This window comes from Dokdonia donghaensis DSW-1, assembly GCF_001653755.1.
Lineage (GTDB): Bacteria > Bacteroidota > Bacteroidia > Flavobacteriales > Flavobacteriaceae > Dokdonia > Dokdonia donghaensis.
The window spans coordinates 229,982-250,335 of sequence record NZ_CP015125.1 but is presented as its reverse complement, the minus strand read 5'-3'; the positions used below and the strand labels follow the sequence as shown (position 1 = coordinate 250,335).

Annotated in this window: 16 protein-coding genes and 1 riboswitch; of the genes, 14 read left to right on the top strand and 2 right to left on the bottom strand. The window is 39.7% G+C overall.

What is annotated here, in order from left to right; translation table 11 throughout:
• The first annotated feature begins 134 nt into the window (after nt 1-134).
• The 6 genes from I597_RS01145 to I597_RS01120 all read left to right on the top strand — a co-directional run bounded on the left by I597_RS01145 (nt 135) and on the right by I597_RS01120 (nt 6,608).
• A complete protein-coding gene (locus tag I597_RS01145) occupies nt 135-608 on the top strand; it encodes a GumC domain-containing protein (RefSeq protein WP_035325687.1) in 474 nt (157 codons plus the stop codon).
• A gap of 10 nt (nt 609-618) precedes the next feature.
• The gene (locus I597_RS01140; protein WP_035325685.1) at nt 619-1,446 is read left to right on the top strand and encodes a GLPGLI family protein; all 828 of its coding nucleotides are present in this window, start codon (nt 619-621) and stop codon (nt 1,444-1,446) included.
• A gap of 65 nt (nt 1,447-1,511) precedes the next feature.
• Entirely contained in the window at nt 1,512-2,387 is an 876-nt protein-coding gene (locus I597_RS01135) for a GLPGLI family protein (RefSeq protein ID WP_035325684.1), read from the top strand.
• Between the two features lie 145 nt (nt 2,388-2,532).
• Nucleotides 2,533-5,298 carry a carboxypeptidase regulatory-like domain-containing protein gene (locus tag I597_RS01130; protein WP_035325682.1) on the top strand — a complete coding sequence of 922 codons (2,766 nt, stop codon included), beginning with the start codon at nt 2,533-2,535 and terminating at the stop codon, nt 5,296-5,298.
• Between the two features lie 81 nt (nt 5,299-5,379).
• Nucleotides 5,380-6,000 (top strand): TMEM175 family protein, encoded by a 621-nt coding sequence (locus I597_RS01125; protein ID WP_052111803.1) that lies wholly within the window; start codon nt 5,380-5,382, stop codon nt 5,998-6,000.
• 65 nt (nt 6,001-6,065) lie between these two features.
• Nucleotides 6,066-6,608: a CIA30 family protein gene (locus tag I597_RS01120; RefSeq protein ID WP_052111801.1), complete on the top strand. Its 543-nt coding sequence runs from the start codon at nt 6,066-6,068 to the stop codon at nt 6,606-6,608.
• A gap of 124 nt (nt 6,609-6,732) precedes the next feature.
• Here the strand turns inward: I597_RS01120 and metK are convergent, their stop codons facing one another.
• A complete protein-coding gene (gene metK, locus I597_RS01115; protein ID WP_035325681.1) occupies nt 6,733-7,986 on the bottom strand; it encodes a methionine adenosyltransferase in 1,254 nt (417 codons plus the stop codon).
• Between the two features lie 410 nt (nt 7,987-8,396).
• A riboswitch (SAM riboswitch) is annotated at nt 8,397-8,518 on the top strand.
• A gap of 158 nt (nt 8,519-8,676) precedes the next feature.
• On the opposite strand from metK, the gene I597_RS01110 reads away from it, so the two are divergent.
• The 8 genes from I597_RS01110 (at nt 8,677) to I597_RS01075 (ending at nt 18,334) form a co-directional block, all read left to right on the top strand.
• Complete coding sequence (locus I597_RS01110; RefSeq protein ID WP_035325679.1) at nt 8,677-9,969, top strand: O-acetylhomoserine aminocarboxypropyltransferase/cysteine synthase family protein; 1,293 nt, start codon at nt 8,677-8,679, stop codon at nt 9,967-9,969.
• 94 nt (nt 9,970-10,063) lie between these two features.
• Nucleotides 10,064-11,035: an alpha/beta fold hydrolase gene (locus tag I597_RS14845; protein WP_035325677.1), complete on the top strand. Its 972-nt coding sequence runs from the start codon at nt 10,064-10,066 to the stop codon at nt 11,033-11,035.
• Complete coding sequence (locus tag I597_RS14840; protein ID WP_035325675.1) at nt 11,023-12,111, top strand: homoserine dehydrogenase family protein; 1,089 nt, start codon at nt 11,023-11,025, stop codon at nt 12,109-12,111. Before I597_RS14845 ends, I597_RS14840 begins: the two co-directional genes overlap by 13 nt.
• 2 nt (nt 12,112-12,113) lie before the next feature.
• A complete protein-coding gene (locus I597_RS01095) occupies nt 12,114-13,283 on the top strand; it encodes a trans-sulfuration enzyme family protein (protein WP_035325673.1) in 1,170 nt (389 codons plus the stop codon).
• Nucleotides 13,283-14,281, top strand: a complete 999-nt coding sequence (locus I597_RS01090) for a homocysteine S-methyltransferase family protein (protein ID WP_035325671.1) — start codon at nt 13,283-13,285, stop codon at nt 14,279-14,281. Before I597_RS01095 ends, I597_RS01090 begins: the two co-directional genes overlap by 1 nt.
• Complete coding sequence (metH, locus tag I597_RS01085) at nt 14,281-16,971, top strand: methionine synthase (RefSeq protein WP_035325670.1); 2,691 nt, start codon at nt 14,281-14,283, stop codon at nt 16,969-16,971. The genes I597_RS01090 and metH overlap by 1 nt, the downstream gene beginning before the upstream one ends.
• A gap of 3 nt (nt 16,972-16,974) precedes the next feature.
• The gene (gene metF, locus I597_RS01080) at nt 16,975-17,940 is read left to right on the top strand and encodes a methylenetetrahydrofolate reductase [NAD(P)H] (RefSeq protein ID WP_035325668.1); all 966 of its coding nucleotides are present in this window, start codon (nt 16,975-16,977) and stop codon (nt 17,938-17,940) included.
• Nucleotides 17,941-17,950: 10 nt separating this feature from the next.
• On the top strand, nt 17,951-18,334 hold the full coding sequence (locus I597_RS01075) for a hypothetical protein (RefSeq protein WP_035325667.1): 384 nt from the start codon (nt 17,951-17,953) through the stop codon (nt 18,332-18,334).
• Nucleotides 18,335-18,476: 142 nt separating this feature from the next.
• Here I597_RS01075 and pruA read toward each other — a convergent pair whose 3' ends face one another.
• Nucleotides 18,477-20,108 (bottom strand): L-glutamate gamma-semialdehyde dehydrogenase, encoded by a 1,632-nt coding sequence (gene pruA / locus I597_RS01070; RefSeq protein ID WP_035325665.1) that lies wholly within the window; start codon nt 20,106-20,108, stop codon nt 18,477-18,479.
• Nucleotides 20,109-20,354: the final 246 nt, after the last annotated feature.

The following is a 20,354-nucleotide window of genomic DNA, read 5'->3' as shown; positions in this document are numbered from 1 at the left end:
AATTCAAATGTAGTGGGTTAACTAGCTGTTACCAAATCGCTTAACACTCGTTAACGGTTGTTAACTCAAATAGCCAAAGATGTTCTCCATATTTGTACTGTTCAATACAACAAACATTTTAAAATCAATCTATTATGAAAACAATTATCACAATCATTCTATCCTTACTAGTGAGTATTTCTTTTGCTCAACAAAAAGAGTTGAAGCTCGAAGTATCTCAAGAATTTAAAGAAGAACTAAAAGAGGCGCTCACAGTTCTTTCTAAAAAGCTTGAAGATGTAGAGCGCAATGAGTTCTTTTCAAAGTCAGATATAGTAAAATTACAGACTAAGATGGAAGAGGTAAGTCAGAAAATAAGTTACACTCTCGAAAAAGAAGATGTTACTCTAGATAGTCTCAATGCTAAGGTCACAAAAAAAATAAAATTTACCATAAATCTAGATGAAGATGATCAAACCCCACTCGCTGGGTTTACTAAAAAAGACTTAAGTAACATTGAGAGAAAACTTTCAGAAGCGGCAAGTATATTTGAAAAAAGCCCATCCTTTTTAGAACTAAAATCTAGGCTTGAAAAGCTAGAGCAACAAAATAATAAGAACAACAAATAACATAAAGACTATGAAATCAATATCCAAAAATTTACTAGTGCTTGTGATGGTTTGCGCTTTCGCGAAAGCGTACTCACAACAAGTATCTGGAGTGGCAACTTACCAAACGCAGCGTCATATAGAAATGAAGATGGACAGTACATCTGGTATTACTAGTGATATACAGAAGACCTTACAAGAGCAGCTACGCAAGCAGTTTCAAAAAGAATACACACTCACCTTTAATGGTAAAAAGTCTTTGTGGAAAGAAAACGCAACATTAGACAAGCCACAAGCGCCTTCAAGTAACGGGATACAAATTCAAGTATCTACTAGTAATGATGAGCTGTTTAATAATATAGAAGAGCAAAGCTTTACAAATAAGACCAATTTAATGGGAAAAGACTTCCTTATAGAAGACAGCTTAAAAAAGCCTGAGTGGAAACTTGAGAAAGAGATTAAAAATATAGGGCAATACACCTGTTTTAAAGCGACACTTACAGAAGAGAAGGAGACTATTAATATGGTTAATGGAGAAGAAACTGCCCCAACAAAAGAAACAAAAGTCACAACAGCCTGGTACACGCTAGACATACCTGTGCAGCAAGGGCCAGATCGTTTCTGGGGATTGCCAGGACTTATACTCGAAGTAAATGACGGTAAGATGGCTATGATGTGTACAAAGGTAGTGCTCAATCCAAGCGAAAAACTTAATATAACAGCACCTACAAAAGGTAAAAAAGTAAGTGCAGAGGAGTATGAAGAAATTTCTACAGCAAAAGCAAAAGAGATGATGGAGCGTTACCAAACCAAAGGTAAAAAGGGAGGTAATCACATCAGTATTGAGATACAGGGATAAATAATTTTTAACCCGCATTAAACTATTAGCTAGCTTTATAGTCTAAAATTTTAAACACAGATGTTATGAGTAAAGCTACCTTTTCTTTTTTAATGATTTGCACATTCCTTTTTTCGGCAGTGGTTACTGCCCAGGAGATTACTGGAGTGGCCACTTACCAGAGCAAACGCACGGTAGATATGTCTAATTTTGGACGTCGTGGTCAGCAAATGAGCGAAGCTCAGAAAAAGCAAATGATGGAGCGTATGAAGCGCTTCTTAGAAAAAGAATATACACTAAGCTTTACAAAAGATGAGTCTTTTTATAAGGAAGAGGCAAAGTTAGAAACTCCTGGACAAGGTGGAGGAGGCCGTGGTTTTGGCAGTGGTTTTACACAAGGAGGTATTTATTCTAACCGTGCAAGTAATGACTATGCACGTGAGAATGATATGATGGGTAAAACTTTTCTTGTAAAAGACACCTTAAATAACCTTAACTGGGAGCTTGTAAAAGAAAGTAAGATGATAGGCCAGTATCCCGTTTTTAAGGCAGTGGCAACGCGCAGCCTTGAGACTAACCTGTGGTCTAGAATGGGAAGAAGAGCAAGAGAGTTGCAAGAAAAAAATGACTCCATAAAAAAGGCCGGAGGAACCGTTGCCGATGAGGAGCCTAAGACTGAAGAAATCGTAGCCTGGTATACACCTATGATTCCGGCAAGTCACGGCCCAGACGAGTTTGGCGGGTTGCCAGGTTTAATACTGGAGTTAAACACCAGTAATACTACTATTTTATGCACAAAAGTGGTGTTAAACCCAAAAGAGCCTGTAACCATCGAGGCTCCTGTAAAAGGCAAGGAAGTAAGCCGCGAGGAGTACACAAAAATCCTTGAAGAAAAAGGAAAAGAAATGGCAGAGCGTTTTGGTAGGGGAGGAAGACGTGGTCAAGGCGGTGGCAGATTTTAGAAAAGTTATCATCGCTTTCAGTTTGCTGTAGTCTATACAAAGCCTGCCGAAGTACGAACACGTAGATTTAACATTCATAATTATTTTATACACGACGACCCTTAATTGCTGGACGTCGCGATGTAAAAAAACAACCAATCCAAAGATGAAAAATACCCAACTTCTTTTGGCAGTGCTGCTTGCATTGCCCAGCATTATTTTTGCCCAAAGTATGACTCTCAAAGGTGTGGTTAAAGACAGCATAGGGAACCCGCTTGAGCTAGCAAATATCATTGCTACAAACAAAGCTGAGGGTACCCTAGAGTCTTACGGTATTACAGATCAATCTGGTAGGTATAAGTTAGATCTTGCTACGGGTGTTACTTATGATCTAAAAGTAAGTTACTTGGGATTACAGTCTATACTAGAAGAGTTTACACCAGCCCAAGATGCAGATGAGGTAGTTAAAGATTTTGTCCTTAAAGAAGACCCAAATCAGCTTGATAATGTAGAGCTTGTCTATGAGATGCCGGTTACTATAAAAGGGGATACCATTGTTTATAATACAGACAGTTTTACAAATGGAACAGAGCGCAAGCTAGGCGATGTACTTAAAAAATTGCCCGGTGTTGAGGTAAATGATGATGGTGAGATTGAGGTAGAGGGACAGGTTGTGAGTAAAGTGATGATAGAGGGAAAAGAGTTTTTTGACGGAGACTCTAAGCTAGCCACAAAAAATATACCTGCAGATGCACTCAAAAAAGTAGAAGTACTTAAAAATTATAATGAAGTAGACCAGATGCGAGGCCTTGGTAATGATCAAGATAATGTTGCGATAAACTTAAGACTTAAAGAAGGAAAGACTAATTTTTGGTTTGGTGATGTGACTGCCGGTCTAGGAGATGGTGAGAAGACGCGCTATCTGGGTAAGGCAAAACTGTTTTATTACAGTCCTAAGGGGAGTATTAATGTTATATCTAACTTTAATAATACGGGAGATGTTCCATTTACTTTTCGTGATTATTTCAACTTTACAGGTGGTTTTAGAGGGTTTAATAGACGAGGTGGCACTGGATTTAATGTGAGCGATAGTGGTTTAGGTTTTTTAACTACTCAAAATAATAGAGCAAACGAGATTGAGTCTAACTTTGTGGCAGCAAACTTTACCTATGCAGCCTCGCCTAAGTGGGATCTTAGCGGTTTTGCGTTACTAAGTGATAACAAAACTAACTTTGTAAATAACTCTCTCAATACATTTATCAATCAAGGGTTTACTCAAGGTTTTGATGAGGTGACAGACCAGCGCAACCAGCTTGGTATGGCAAAATTGAGCTCAAAGTTTAAACCTAATGCGAGCCTCCAGGTAGATTATGATGTACTGCTTAAAAAGTCAAAGCAAACCGAATTTTCAGATGGTGCAAGTATCATTACTCAAGATGGAGAAACCACAATAGATATAGTAGACCAGAATAAAGAGAATGAACCATTTTCTATAAATCAAAACGCAAACTTCTATTATACGCTAGATGATAATAACATTTTTGCGGGTACCTTCCAGCATTTATATCAGGATGAAAACCCTTTTTATAGTGCGTTATTATCTCAAGAGCCATTTACGTCTCCTAACCCAGATGATCCAGATAATCCTTTTGAGGCCATAGATTTTACAGCAGGAGCCGGCGGACTTTTTGATATTAATCAAAATAAAAGCGTCATCTCAAACAAGCTTGACGCAAAGATAGATTACTACTATGTTCTTAATAATAAAAGTAATCTCAATTTTACACTAGGAACCACTTTGAGTCGTCAAGACTTTAATTCAAACTTATTTGAAATTCTAGAAAATGGCAGCAGTCAAGATCTCAATGAGACAGAAGACGGCACACCTATAGGTAATGATGTGCGCTTTAATTTTAGCGATGTTTTCTTGGGTCTTCATTATAAAATAAAGACAGGCATATTTACAATCACACCAGGGCTTACACTACATAATTATACTACTAAGAGTACACAGCTAGGGAGCACAACAGAAGATAGTGAGTGGATGGTGCTACCAGATTTATATACTGTAGTTGAGTTTTCGCAAGGTAAAAGCTTACGTTTTAATTACCAGATGACTGCCCAATATACAGATGTAAATAACTTTGCCGAAGGCTTGCTATTTAATAACTACAACAGCCTTTTTAGAGGTAATAGAGAGATAGAAAATGCCATCTATCACGATGTGAGTTTAAATTACTTTAGCTTCAGTATGTTTAACTTTACGAGTCTTTTTGGAGGTATTAACTATAGCCGTCGTATAGATCCTATTAAGACAGCCGGTGACTTTATAGGTATAAACAGAATATCAAGACCTGTAAATAATACAAACTTTGCAGATCAGACGCTAAGCGCAAATGCCCGCTTCTCAAAACGCTTCAAAAAATGGAAGTTTAATGCGAGTGCAAGAGGTAGTTACAGTGATCTTAACAACATCGTAAATACAGAAGACCGTAATACAAAAAACTTAACGCAGAATTATACAACCAGTGCTGAGACTAATTTTAAAGAAGGTCCTAATTTTGAAATAGGATATAACTTTTCGAGCACAAACTCAAATAACGGGGTGACAGATAGAACTTTCTTTACAAATAGACCATTTGCAAATGCAGAGTGGAGTTTTGGTAAAGGATTTACAATAGCAGCAGACTGGAGTCTTTATAACTATGACGATAATGATGATAGTACAGAGATAGAAAACAGATATTCTTTCTTAGAAGCAAATCTCTACTATAAAAAACCAGAAAGTAAGTGGGAGTTTAGAATACAAGCCACAAACTTGCTAGATGTAGACGTAATAAGTACAAATAGTGTAAATGATTTTACCATCTCAAATACAGAGTATTTTGTGCAGCCTCGTATTGTGATGTTCACAGTACAGTATAGTTTATAGCATCAACTAGAGTAAACACTTTTTAAAAGCGACTTCATTCTTTATGAGGTCGCTTTTACTTTTTTTAATTACTTTAGAAAAATGATACAAGAAACTTATGATAAAGCACGTGTAATCAACTTCTCAGATGCTGTATTTTCTATAGTAATGACACTTCTCATTCTCGAGGTGGGTGTTCCTAGTATAGCTACACTTAATAAGTTGTCTTTTGGAACTGTTCTTGCAAACAGAATACCAGATTTCATAGGTCTAGTGGTGAGTTTTTTAGTGAGTGCATTATATTGGATAGGTCATATTAAATTAATGAAATTTGTAAGTGTTGTAACGGGTAAGCTACTATGGATTAACATATTCTTCTTGCTCACCATCGTGTTACTTCCATTCTCTACGGCGATGTATGTAAATGGTTTTGATTACCCAGGTCCATTTATGTTTTATTGTATCAATCTTGCAGTAATAGGTACTTTTAACTTAATTATGACGCGTTATGTGTATTATTCAGAAAACAAAAAAACAGGTTTTACTAGAGTGCTTTACCGCTGGTATCGTGCAAGGTCTATAAATGTTTTAATTATCTGGTTACTTGCTGCGCTTTGCACACTGGTTTTCCCAATGTTTGCTAGAGTGATTTTTGTCTTCCTTTTTGTAATCCAGTTTATTATTGATCGTCGTTTTAAGAAGAAAATGACACTTGCCGAGTAGTGTTAAAAATGTGGTAAGTATAAGGTTTACGCTTTCGCGAAAGCGTAACTTTAAAGAAAAAAGCTATGAAATATCTCTTAGCCTTACTCATCACCACTACTATGAACACGACACCACTCTCTTTTGATTTTGGAACTACTCGCAACACTTGTGATGACTGGTTTGTCGTGCTTGATGGTGTGATGGGAGGATTATCTACGGGTAGCATTGAGCAAACTGAGGAAAGTATCATCTTTCGCGGAAGCGTAAGTCTTGAGAATAATGGAGGTTTTGCATCCTTGAGAACTCCTTACCAGTCTTATGATTTGTCGGGTTATACAATCGTGACTGTGCGATATAAATCCACAGGGCAAGATTTTGGGCTCACGCTCAATAAGTTTAAAAGATTCTGGAGACCTAATTATAAAATAAACCTACCCATCACGCAAGGTGAGTGGAAAACCGTGACCTATAAACTAGAAGATTTTGGTACCTACAAGCTGGGGCAACCTATGGAAGGGCATCCAGATAAAGAAGATCTCGCAGAGATTATACGTATTGGGCTTATTTCAAATACAAAAGCCGCAACAGATTTTGAGATAGAAGTAGATAAAATCATATTTGAGTAACTACATTTCTGTCATTTCGAGCCTGCCGAGAAATCACATCACAGTGAGTACATATGAGTGATAACATACAAAACAAAAAAAGGGAGCCACTAGGCTCCCTTTTTTTACTATCTATACGGATAGATTATAGGTTAAAAGCTTCTTTTACTTTTTCAACATAATCTAGTTTTTCCCAAGTAAAGAGTTCTACTTCTACCTCTTTTTTCTTACCGTCAAAGCTTTCAAAAGTTTTTGTGACCACTTCGTTTGTACGTCCCATATGTCCATATGCTGCGGTCTCGCTGTATATAGGAGAGCGCAGTTTTAATCTACTTTCTATAGCAGCTGGTCTCATATCAAAAAGTTCGGTTACCTTTTGAGCAATCTCACCATCAGATAGCGACACATTTGATGAACCGTAGGTATCTACAAAGATTCCCATAGGCTCAACAACACCTATTGCATAAGATACTTGTACAAGTATCTCATCTGCTACTCCGGCAGCTACTAAGTTTTTTGCTATGTGACGCGTTGCATAAGCTGCAGAGCGGTCTACCTTTGATGGGTCTTTTCCAGAAAAAGCACCACCACCGTGAGCTCCTTTACCACCGTACGTATCTACTATAATTTTACGCCCCGTAAGACCTGTGTCTCCGTGAGGTCCACCTATCACAAACTTGCCCGTTGGGTTGATGTGATACTTAATATCATCATTAAAGAGCGCAGCGATGTTTTCTGGTAGCATTCCTACTACGCGAGGTATAAGAATATCTTGTATGTCACCACGTATGCGACCTAGCATTGCTTCATCTTCATCAAAGTCGTCGTGTTGTGTAGACACCACAATAGCTTCAATGCGTTGCGGCACATTATCATCACTATACTCAATAGTAACTTGTGCTTTGGCATCTGGACGTAGGTAGGTAATCTCATCATCCTCACGGCGTAGTTTACCTAGTTCAATGAGTAGTCTATGTGATAGCTCGAGAGCTAGTGGCATATAGTTTTCAGTTTCCTTAGTCGCATAGCCAAACATCATACCTTGGTCTCCTGCACCTTGCTCTTCTTTGCTCTTGCGGTCTACACCACGATTTATATCGTCAGACTGCTCGTGTATGGCAGACAGTACACCACAAGAGTTACCGTCAAACATATACTCACCCTTTGTGTATCCTATCTTATTAATAGTCTCACGAGCGATTTTTTGAACATCTAGGTATGCATTAGACTTTACTTCTCCTGCAAGAACTACCTGCCCAGTTGTAACTAGGGTCTCGCAAGCAACTTTAGACTGCGTGTCAAAAGCAAGAAAGTTATCGATAAGTGCGTCAGAAATCTGATCTGCAATTTTATCAGGGTGTCCTTCAGAAACAGATTCTGAGGTAAATAAATAGGCCATTTTTTAATTTTTTGTCAAGAAGTAGATTTGACGAGTGCTGGGTAGAAACATAACACAAGAAATGTTAAAGTCTTGTGTTTGATTTTAGCCATTTTTTTTTGAGGTTGCAAGCAGTCAAATCTGTCCTCGTTATTATGGGGACAAAAGTAAAGAAACTTTAATGATATAAATAATCTATTACCCTACCAATCTGGTAGGGTAATGTTATTTTTTTGTGAAAATTTCCTAAGACCTATTTTCTGCATTTATGAAGAGGTTAGAAAAATAGTTTTATATATAGATTAAATATAGTTTAATTTTTACCTAATTGAATTTAACATAACTTTATTTAGAAAATTATTCTAAAAAGTTTGTTTTTGTAAAATTGTTTTTACAATATTTGTGCTCACAAAGTTCAACAACTTATTGAAATGTTATCAAGAAAGGCTGAGGGAATGACCCTATGAAGCCTTAGCAACCCTTTCACTTAGAAAGAAGGTGCTACATTCTACCCAAGAGTCGCTCATTACCGAATCTTGAGGATAGATAACATCTAGCAGTACCGCTCAGGTACGTGCTTATGTTTTTTCTTATAATATTTTTCTTAAAAATCTTGAGAGCCTGTAATAAGGTTTAAGAGACGTTTGGCTTTTGTTTTTAATCCTTTCACACAAGGTGAGAGGGAATCTATTAAACTCAAAAAAAAGAAAAATGAGTACACAAAAATTAGCAACCAAAGCGTTGCACGCAGGACACGATTATGCAGCAAACGGAGGAACAAGAGCCGTGCCTATTTACCAGAGCACTGCCTACGTTTTTAATGATGCAGACCACGCAGCAAACCTTTTTAACCTCTCTGAACCAGGCTTTATCTACACACGCCTTAATAACCCTACAAATGATGTGCTAGAGAAGCGCCTCACAGAGATAGAAGGAGGGCTGGCAGCTGTAGTAACCGCATCTGGTACTGCGGCAATTAACACCACGCTACTTACACTCTTAAAGCAAGGGGACCACGTAGTAGCTTCAAGTAGTCTCTATGGAGGAACGTATAATTTACTAAGTGTGACACTTCCTCGTTTTGGGATTACAACCACTTTTGTAGATCCTTCAGATCCAGAAAACTTTAAAAATGCAGCACAAGAAAATACCCGTGCCTTCTTTGTGGAGTCACTAGGTAACCCTAAGCTGGATGTATTAGATTTAAAAGGTATTTCCGCTTTCGCGAAAGCGCACAAAGTCCCTTTCATTGTAGATAACACGGTGGCAACTCCAGCGCTTCTTAACCCAATCGAGCACGGGGCAGATATCGTGATTCACTCTCTTACAAAATATATAAACGGTAATGGTACCGCACTAGGTGGAGTGATCATAGATGCAGGAAAATTTGACTGGAGTAATGGTAAATTTCCTGAGTTTACAGAGCCATCTGCAGGTTACCACGGCTTAGTATACCACGATGCACTAGCAGAGGCAGCGTTTATTGCAAAGGTGCGCATAGAAGGATTGAGAGATCACGGTGCGGCATTAAGTCCATTTAATGCATTCCAAATATTACAAGGGCTAGAAACACTAGAAATTAGATTGCAAAAGCACTCGCAAAATGCACTTGCACTTGCACAGTGGCTAGAAACTCGTGATGAGGTGGCGTGGGTAAATTATCCAGGTCTTGAGTCAAGTAAGTATAATGATCTTGCAAAGCAATACTTGCCTAAGGGACAGAGTGGGATTGTCACCTTTGGTATAAAAGGTGGTTTTGAAAGTGCAAAAACTATTGCAAACGAGACTAAGCTTTTCTCACTACTCGCAAATATAGGTGATAGTAAATCACTCATTATACACCCAGCGAGCACCACACACCAGCAACTCTCAGACCAAGAGCAAGAGGCAACTGGAGTGACTAAAGATCTCGTACGTCTTTCTGTAGGTCTAGAGAATATAGAAGATCTTAAAGAAGATCTCGTAGCGGCTTTTGCGCGCGTAGATAAAACTGTTTTAGTGTAATTAATTGTGATGCTCCAGCTAGCTTTTTTGCCAGAGCTAGTTGGAGCTTTTTTACAATAAGTAGCCTTTCACCCCATCTTAAACTGCAATACATATGCTTAACATCGTATCCATATCATCTTTTACCACACGTTCTGGTTATCATTGTGACCTCGAAGTGTCATACCAGCTGGCAGGTCAGGTGCTAGGTGCAGCACCTGTAGTACTGGTTAATCACGCGCTCACGGGTAACTCTACCATAACTGGAGACAAAGGCTGGTGGAGTGATTTGATAGGTAAAGAAAAAGCTATAGATACAGGCTGCTACACCATACTATCTATAGATATACCAGGTAATGGCCACGCAAGCACGCAGCGCATTACAGCGTATAAAGAGTTTACTAATTATGACATCGCACGCATACACGGGGAGGTGCTACAGCATCTTAACATAACATCACTTTTTGCCGTTGTAGGTGGTTCCTTAGGAGGGCAGATAGCCTGGGAGCTGGCAAGCCAACAGCCAAAGCTTATAAAACATTTAATACCCATTGCGACAGACTGGAAAGCGACAGACTGGGTGATAGCACAATGTCACATACAAGACAGCCTGCTTACCCATTCTAGCCAGCCCGTAGCAGATGCGCGTATGCACGCAATGACCTTTTATCGCACACCAGCTTCTTTTAAAGAGAAGTTTAATCGTAGTAAGCGCGATGAGCAATTGTATAATACACAAAGCTGGCTTAATCACCACGGCATAAAACTCTCAGAACGGTTTTCGCTATCGGCATATAGGCTTATGAATCAGTTATTGCTTAGTGCAGATATTACACAAGGAAGCAAAGATTTTAAAGCGTTACTACGTGACTTTACCGGTACCGTGCATCAAGTAGCCATAGATACAGACGGACTTTTTCTGGCAGATGAGATATATGAGACCCACTTACAATTACAAGAGATGGGTATCTCATCTACCTATGATGAGCTAAAATCCATACACGGTCACGATGCCTTTTTAATAGAATATGAGCAGTTATCAAGCTTTGTAAAACCCATTTTTTCAACACAATTATGTCACAAATAAACATCGCCATTTTTGGTATAGGTAATGTGGGGAGCACGCTCATCACACAGATTACAGATTTTAATAAAAAGTCTTCTAGTAAGCAACTTAACATTTTTTGTATTGCAAACTCTACACTGGCGTTGTTTCAAAATGAGACAACAGGCAGCTGGAGTGCAGATTTTGAGAACCAAGCCCATCCCTACACGTTAGATGATATTTACGCTTACGCGAAAAAGTTAAAGCAACAACAAGAGTCTAATCACGATGGTGAAAGCTCATTTATCGCGGTAGATGTCACTGCGAGTCCGCAGTTTGTGGAAAACTATGTATCTCTCATCGAAAATGGATTTCATATCGTAACTGCTAATAAGATTGCAAATACACGCTCATATGATTTCTATAAGGCACTGCGTACATCTTTAAAACAGCACAACAAGAAGTTCTTATATGAAACAAATGTAGGAGCAGGACTGCCTATCATTGAGACCATAAAAAGTTTATATGATAGTGGTGAAGAAATACATAAGATACGAGGCATATTTTCTGGATCTCTTAGTTATTTGTTTAACACGTTTTCGGCGGAGGATAAGAGTTTTTCAGACATATTACTTGAGGCAGATGCGTTGGGACTCACAGAGCCAGATGCTAGGGAAGATCTTTCAGGTAAAGACGTGGCACGCAAGCTTTTGATTTTAGGGAGAGAGGTAGGACTCACAAAAGAGTTTGACGATGTAAAAGTACAGTCACTGGTTCCTAAATCATTAAATGGTACCACTACCTTACCCCAGTTTCGCGAAAGCGTAAAAACCCTTGATGCCATTTTTGAGAATAGTAAATCTCAACTAGGAGCAAATGAAGTGTTGAGACACGTAGGTGAGCTAGATTTAAAAACACAACAACTTGAAGTAAAACTAGTGCAAGAATCTAAGCACACAGCGCTGGGGCAAACTCAAGGTGCAGATGCCGTTTTTGAAATTTATACAGACTCCTATGGTGATCACCCGCTGGTGATACAAGGAGCTGGCGCAGGAAAAGCTGTTACAGCGAGAGGCGTGCTGAGCGATATTTTAAAAATCACAACAAGTCTTAACTAGCTATGAGTGATTACCATCCAGAGACACTCGCGATACGTACGCAAACAGAGCGTTCTTTACATCAAGAGCACTCAGCACCGGTGTATCTTACTTCTAGTTTTGTATTTGATACGTCAGAAGAGATGAGAGCCTCTTTTGCAGAGGAGAAAAAAAGAAATATTTACAGTAGGTATACAAATCCCAACTGCGCAGAGCTGGTGAAAAAAATATGTTTAATGGAAGGGGCAGCGCAAGGTGTGACTTTTGCTACAGGGATGAGTGCTATTTTTAGCACATTTGCAGCTTTGTTAGATAGCGGGGATCACATACTTTCGGCAAGAGCAATTTTTGGGAATACCCACACGCTTTTTACCAAGTATTTACCAAAATGGAATATTTCTCATACGTATTTTGATGGCACAAAACTAGATGACTTAGCGTCAAAAGTACAATCTAATACAAAGGTGATTTATGTGGAGTCGCCTACTAATCCAGCGATAGATGTCATAGACTTACAAGCGCTGGCTGATTTTTCAAAAAAGCATAACCTTATTTTTATAGTAGATAATTGCTTTGCAACACCATATTTACAACAACCTATACGTTTTGGTGCAGATGTGGTGATACACTCGGCTACAAAATTACTAGACGGTCAAGGGCGCACAATGGGAGGCATCGCCGTAGGTAGTTATGAGCTCATTGATAAGATTTATCGTTTTGCTAGAGTTACTGGACCTGCATTATCTCCTTTTAATGCGTGGACAATTTCAAAAAGTCTCGAAACGATCTCGGTAAGAGTAGATCGCCATTGTAAAAATGCACTTGAGCTCGCAACACACTTAGAGAATCAACCTCAAATCAAAAAAGTCCGTTATCCCTTTTTACCATCACATCCTCAATACGCACTTGCTCAAAAACAAATGAAAGCGGGAGGAAGCATCGTGACAATAGAGCTTGACGGCGGATTACAAAAAGGGCGTGATTTTTTAAATACCATAAAGATGTGTTCGCTCACAGCAAACCTAGGAGATACCAGAACTATTGTAAGTCACCCTGCTAGTACAACCCACAGCAAGCTATCGAGCGCTGAGCGTGATGAGGTAGGTATTTCAGATGGTCTTATTCGTATATCTGTAGGTTTAGAACATATAGAAGACATTAAAAATGATATTATTCAAGCACTAGAGAACTAATGGCAGCACAATTAAAAGCGGTTTTGCAAGAACGAATCCTTGTGCTAGATGGTGCGATGGGTACGATGCTGCAGGCATATAATTTTAGTGAAGAAGATTTTAGAGGAGAGCGCTTTAAAGATTTTTATCGGTCTGTAAAAGGTAATAATGATTTACTGTCACTCACGCAGCCTGCCGCAATTGCAGAGGTGCACCGCAAGTATTTTGAAGCGGGAGCAGATATTGTGGAGACTAACACCTTCTTGAGTACCACCATTGCAATGGCAGATTATGAGATGGAGGAGTATGTGTATGATTTGAATTACGCTTCCGCGAAAATTGCCAAAAATGTCGCTCAATCCATAACCGCAAAAGAACCTCACAAACCACGATTTGTAGCAGGAAGCATAGGTCCTACAAACAAGACAGCGAGTATGTCGCCAGATGTAAATGACCCGGGGTATCGTGCAGTGAGTTTTGAAGAACTTAGAGTGGCTTATAAACAACAAGTAGAAGCCTTGCTAGATGGTGGTGTGGATATCTTACTTGTAGAAACTGTGTTTGATACACTCAACGCAAAGGCTGCGCTATTTGCGATAGACCAGGTAAAAGAAGAGCGAGGTGTAGACACGCCAGTAATGATTTCTGGCACCATAACAGACGCTTCTGGTAGAACGCTTTCAGGGCAAACGGCAGAGGCATTTTTAATTTCGGTATCACATATTCCGCTATTGTCTGTTGGTTTTAACTGCGCGCTAGGTGCTAGTCAGTTGCAACCACATCTAGAAGCTATAGCAAATAAAACAGAGGTGGGTATTTCTGCACATCCCAATGCGGGATTGCCTAATGCCTTCGGGGAGTATGATGAAACACCAGAGCAAATGGCAATGCAGATTAAAAAATACATCGATAAAAACCTTGTAAATATTGTGGGTGGCTGCTGTGGCACCACACCTGCACACATTAAAGCTATTGCGCAACTAGTAGAGAATGTAACCCCTAGAAAATGTAAGCTATAATGAATGTGACTCCTCGATATATGCGACTTTCTGGCCTTGAGCCACTAGTGATTACTCCAGAAAGTAATTTTATAAATGTAGGAGAGCGTACTAATGTTGCGGGGTCAAGAAAGTTTTTGAGACTTATAAAAGAACAGCAATTTGAAGAAGCACTTTCTGTAGCTAGAGATCAAGTAGAAAACGGCGCCCAAATCATCGATATTAATATGGATGACGGTCTCATAGATGGCAAGGAGGCAATGGTTACCTTTTTAAATCTTGTGATTGCAGAGCCAGATATTGCGAGAGTGCCCATTATGATAGATAGTTCAAAATGGGAGATTATAGAGGCTGGCTTGCAGGTAGTACAAGGTAAATGCGTGGTAAACTCTATTTCTTTAAAAGAAGGAGCAGCCATTTTTATACAGCAAGCAAAGGCTATAAAACGTTATGGTGCCGCTGTGATTGTAATGGCTTTTGATGAAGTAGGCCAGGCAGATACCTATGAGCGTCGCATTGAGATTGCAAAGCGCAGCTATGAGATTTTAGTTAATGAAGTAAACTTCCCGCCAGAAGACATCATTTTTGATCTTAATATCTTTCCTGTGGCGACGGGTATGGATGAACATAAACGCAATGCATTAGACTTTATAGAAGCGACAAAGTGGGTGCGCAATCATCTCCCACATTGCTCGGTAAGTGGTGGTGTGAGTAATGTGTCTTTTAGTTTTAGAGGTAATAACGCCGTGCGCGAGGCGATGCACTCAGTGTTTTTATACCACACTATCAAAGCAGGGATGAATATGGGTATTGTAAACCCTGCGTTGCTGGAGGTATATGATGATATTCCAGTAGATTTACTAGAGCGTGTAGAAGATGTAATACTCAATAGAAGAGATGATGCGACAGAGCGCCTACTCACATTTGCAGAGACCGTAGGTCAAAAAGTATCTACAGAAAAAGAAACCGAAGCTTGGAGAACAGAAGATATCCAAAGCCGAATCACCAGAGCACTTGTTAAAGGGATAGATGCCTATATTCTACAAGATGTAGAAGAGGCCAGACAAGCTGTAGATGCTCCTATTAAAGTGATAGAAGGTCACTTAATGACGGGTATGAATGTAGTGGGAGACCTCTTTGGGAGTGGGAAGATGTTTTTACCTCAAGTGGTAAAATCTGCTAGAGTGATGAAAAAAGCCGTTGCTTATTTATTGCCCTACATAGAAGAAGAGAAGTTAAAAAATGGGACGGCAGCAGCTAGTAAGAGTGCGGGTAAAATTGTGATGGCAACCGTAAAAGGAGATGTGCACGATATAGGTAAAAACATCGTGAGCGTTGTGCTAGCGTGCAATAATTATGAGATTATAGACCTAGGGGTGATGGTGCCGCCAGAAAAAATTATAGCCACCGCCCTTGCCGAAAATGCAGACATCATAGGTCTAAGCGGTTTAATCACACCTAGCCTCGATGAGATGGTATATCTAGCCAAAGAACTTGCGCGTCAAGATATTAAAATACCAGTTTTGATAGGTGGTGCGACCACAAGCAAGGCACACACTGCGGTAAAAATTGACACGCATTATGAGAGCGCCGTTGTGCACGTAAACGATGCCAGCAGAGCGGTGACTATTGTGGGTGATTTGTTACAGAAGGACACAAGTGTTCTTTTTAAAAACGAATTAAAGGAAGAATATGCCCGCTTTCGCGAAAATTTTAACTCACGACAACGCATCAAAGAATATCTCACCATTGAGCAAGCAAGAGCAAATAAATTAAAAATAGATTTTAAAGCCGAAGATATTATCGCTCCAAAAGAACTAGGTGTACAAGTGATTGAACATTTAGATCTCAACGCTCTGGTGCCATATATAGATTGGAGTCCGTTTTTTAGAAGTTGGGATTTGCACGGTAAGTACCCAGAGATTTTAACAGATGAGGTGGTAGGAACACAAGCCAGCGAACTATTTGCCGATGCACAACAAATGCTCAAACAAATCATTTCCGAAAAATGGCTCACTGCCAAAGCGACTTTTGGACTTTTTAAAGCAAATTCAAATCACCAAGATGATATAATTGTAAGTCAAGAGCAGGGTGAAGATACGGTGGTATTTAGAACGCTCAGGCAACAATCAAAAAAGGCAGCAGGAAAGCCCAATATCGCACTATCAGATTTTATTGCTCCGCTCGATAGTGGTTTGCAAGATTATATGGGTGCCTTTTGTGTTACAGCAGGATTTGGCACAGCCAGAAAGGCAAAAGAGTTTGAAGATGCGCTTGATGATTACAGCGCGATAATGATTAAAGCGCTTGCAGACAGGCTCGCAGAAGCTTTTGCCGAATATCTTCACAAGGAAGTGCGCACAAAACACTGGGGATATGCTACTAGAGAGACGCTGGATAATACAGATTTAATTAAAGAAAAATATCAAGGTATCCGCCCAGCGCCTGGTTATCCCTCTTGTCCAGATCATTTGGAGAAAGAAACCATCTGGAAGTTGCTTGACGTGGAAGAGTCCATAGGTGTTTCACTTACCGAAAGTTTGGCGATGTGGCCGGCGGCAAGTGTGAGCGGGTATTATTTCGGGCACCCTGAGGCGAGGTATTTTGGGCTAGGGAAAATAAAAGAAGATCAAGTAAAGGACTATGCGAGCCGCAAAAATTTTGCTTTCGCGAAAGCGGAAAAATGGCTCACCCCAAATATAGCAGAGTAGATTATGACAAAAGTACGAGATCACATAGCAGAAGCAATAGCAGCGAAGAGAACCGATTTTTCTTTTGAAATCTTGCCACCTCTTAAAGGACAAAATATCAATACTATTTTTGATAATATAGATCCGCTTATGGAATTTAAGCCGCCTTTTATAGATGTAACTTATCACCGTGAGGAATACATTTATAAGGAGCGTGAGGATGGATTGCTAGAGAAAAAGGTGGTGCGTAAACGCCCTGGTACTGTGGGTATTTGTGCTGCGATACAAAACCGCTATCAAGTAGATGCAGTACCGCACGTGCTATGCGGAGGTTTTTCTAAAGAAGATACTGAGAATTTTTTGATAGATATGGATTTTCTAGGTATTGAGAATGTGATGGCCTTACGCGGTGATGCGGTAAAGAGTGAGACTTACTACAAGCCCAATAAAAATGGAAATATCTATGCGCAAGACCTCGTAGAGCAAATTATTGATTTAAATAATGGCACCTACCTAGATGAAGATTTGCAGAACAGTGCAAAGACAGACTTTTGCATAGGTGTGGCGGGATATCCAGAAAAGCATCTGGAAGCGCCCAGTCTTGAAAGTGACATTCATTTTTTAAAGAAAAAGCTAGAAGCTGGGGCTTGTTATGTGGTAACTCAAATGTTTTTTGATAATCAGAAATACTTTGATTTTGTAGAAAAGTGCAGAGCCGCCGGTATCACAAAACCTATTATACCAGGGCTTAAACCACTTGCCACAAAAAAGCAACTTAATTTAATTCCGCAACGTTTTAGCGTAGATGTGCCAGACACATTAGTAATGGAAGTTGTAAAAGCTAGCGATGCCGCTGCTGTGCGGCAAATAGGAATAGAGTGGTGCATACAGCAAAGCAAGGAGTTACAAGCTGCTGGCGTACCCGTGCTACATTATTACTCAATGGGTAAAAGTGATAATATTAGACAGATAGCTGCGGCTGTTTTTTAAAATTAATCTAATGGAGATACTACATTTTTTAATACTGTTAGGTAGCGCAAGTGTGGCCGCAACTGCATATAGACCTTTTGTATATGCCTTGCTTGTGCACTTGGGTATTGAATTGCCAAAAACTAGAAAAGAACATAAGGTAAGAGTATATGCAGTCAAGTTATGGGCTAGGTATGTGATAAAAGCAGCAACTGCTGTAACAGGCGTCCAGTATCTGTGTTATCTGGTAGATCCTATTGCATCTTTTTTTATAGTAGCTGCATTGTGGGTTGTGATTTTTGGGTATGCAATATGGTTGATACCTACGCGAGTGCAAGGTTATGGTAATAGCTTGCGCGAGGTACGCCTTATGGGAATCCCAGAGGTATATGGTGCGTGTAGACTTGCGGGATAGCGGCCTTTTTAGTGAGTGAAAAACCCTCTAGCGTCAAATTCTGTAATTCCGCTTTCGCGAAAGCGCAATAAAAAACAGGCTCTCTATAATAGAAAGCCTGTTGCTTATTATATACCTCGTCTCAAAGACGAAAAAAGGTAACCTATTTCTTAGCTAAGAAAGGGTATCTGTAATCTGTAGGAGTAACAAATGTTTCCTTAATCATACGTGGGCTTACCCAACGTAGTAGGTTTAAAGCAGATCCAGCTTTGTCATTTGTTCCAGAAGCACGTGCTCCTCCAAAAGGTTGTTGCCCTACAACAGCTCCCGTAGGCTTATCGTTTATGTAGAAGTTACCAGCGGCATTTTTAAGTGCTTTTGTAGCTTCTTGTATTGCATAACGATCTGTTGCTAGTATTGCTCCAGTAAGTGCATACTCACTAGTGCTGTCTACAAGCTTAAGCATCTCGCTCCAGTCTTTATCTTCATATACATAAATAGTCATCACGGGGCCAAAAAGCTCTGTGTGCATTGTTGTATAATTAGGATCTGTAGTGACAATAACGGTAGGCTCTATAAAGTACCCTTTTTTCTTATCGTGACCTCCACCTACTATAATCTCTGCGTTTGCATCTTCTTTTGCCTGGTCAATGTATTTTGCAAGCTTATCAAAAGATCCTTCGTGTATCACAGCAGTGATAAAGTTGCTCATATCTTCTGGAGATCCCATTTTAAAAGACTTTACGTCTTCTATCACAAGCTCTTTAATTTCTTCCCAAGAAGATGCTGGTATGTACCCGCGACTTGCAGCACTACATTTTTGACCTTGAAACTCAAACGCTCCACGAGAGATCGCTGTGGCCACTTGTTTTGCTGGTGCAGTAGGGTGTGCAACGATAAAATCTTTACCACCTGTCTCACCTACAATGCGGGGATATGTTTTATAGTTATGTATGTTTTCTCCTATCTTTTTCCACACATCTTTAAATACGTGTGTAGATCCTGTAAAGTGTAATCCAGAAAAATCTGGGCTTGCAAGTACGGTATCTGTAATCATTACTGGATCACCGTGTACCACTTGTATCACACCATCTGGTACACCTGCCTCACGGAAGATGTCAAGTATAATCTTTGCAGAAAGCATCTGGCTATCTGAAGGTTTCCATACTACTACATTACCCATAAGTGCACAAGCAGCAGGAAGGTTTGCCGCGATGGCAGTAAAGTTAAAAGGAGTAATCGCATAGATAAATCCTTCTAGCGGGCGGTATTCTAGTCTATTCCAGGCTCCAGAGGTAGACTCTGGCTGCTCGTTATAGATATCTGTCATAAACTGCACGTTAAAACGTAAGAAGTCTATAAGTTCACAAGCAGCATCAATCTCTGCTTGGTAAATCGTTTTAGACTGGTTAATCATTGTTGCAGCATTAATCTTTGCGCGGTAAGGCCCAGCGATAAGCTCTGCAGCTTTTAAGAAAATACCAGCACGTTGCTCCCAAGGAAGCTCTGCCCACTCCGTACGAGCCTCAAGTGCTCCAGCGATAGCCTGGTCAATGTGTGTTTTTTCGGCAAGGTGAAACTCACCTACCACCTTCTTGTGATCGTGCGGTGGCGTGATAGGTTGTGTATTTTTAGTACGCACCTCTTTACCATTTATGTACATAGGTACTTCGGTATGTGCGTTAAATAACTCTTTATAAGCTGCGGCAACGGCCTCGCGTTCTGGAGAGCCTGGTGTATACGATTTTACCTCTTCGTTTACAGCGATTGGAACTTGAAAAAATCCTTTTCCCATAGTGGTGTTTGGTTTTAATTTTTTGGTAGTGCAAAAGTACAAATTCTATTGCGATAGCTCAGCGGTTTGGCAATACTGTAACAGTTGGAGTTTTTTACGCTTTCGCGAAAGCAAAATAGAAGACAATCATATCTAGATTTGTTAAGATCACATTTTAATGTAAGTGAAGCAATGGTAGACAGTCACACTACAAAATAATGGGTATCGAAACCGCAAGTGTAGGCTTTTTCGTAAGTTGCAAACAGA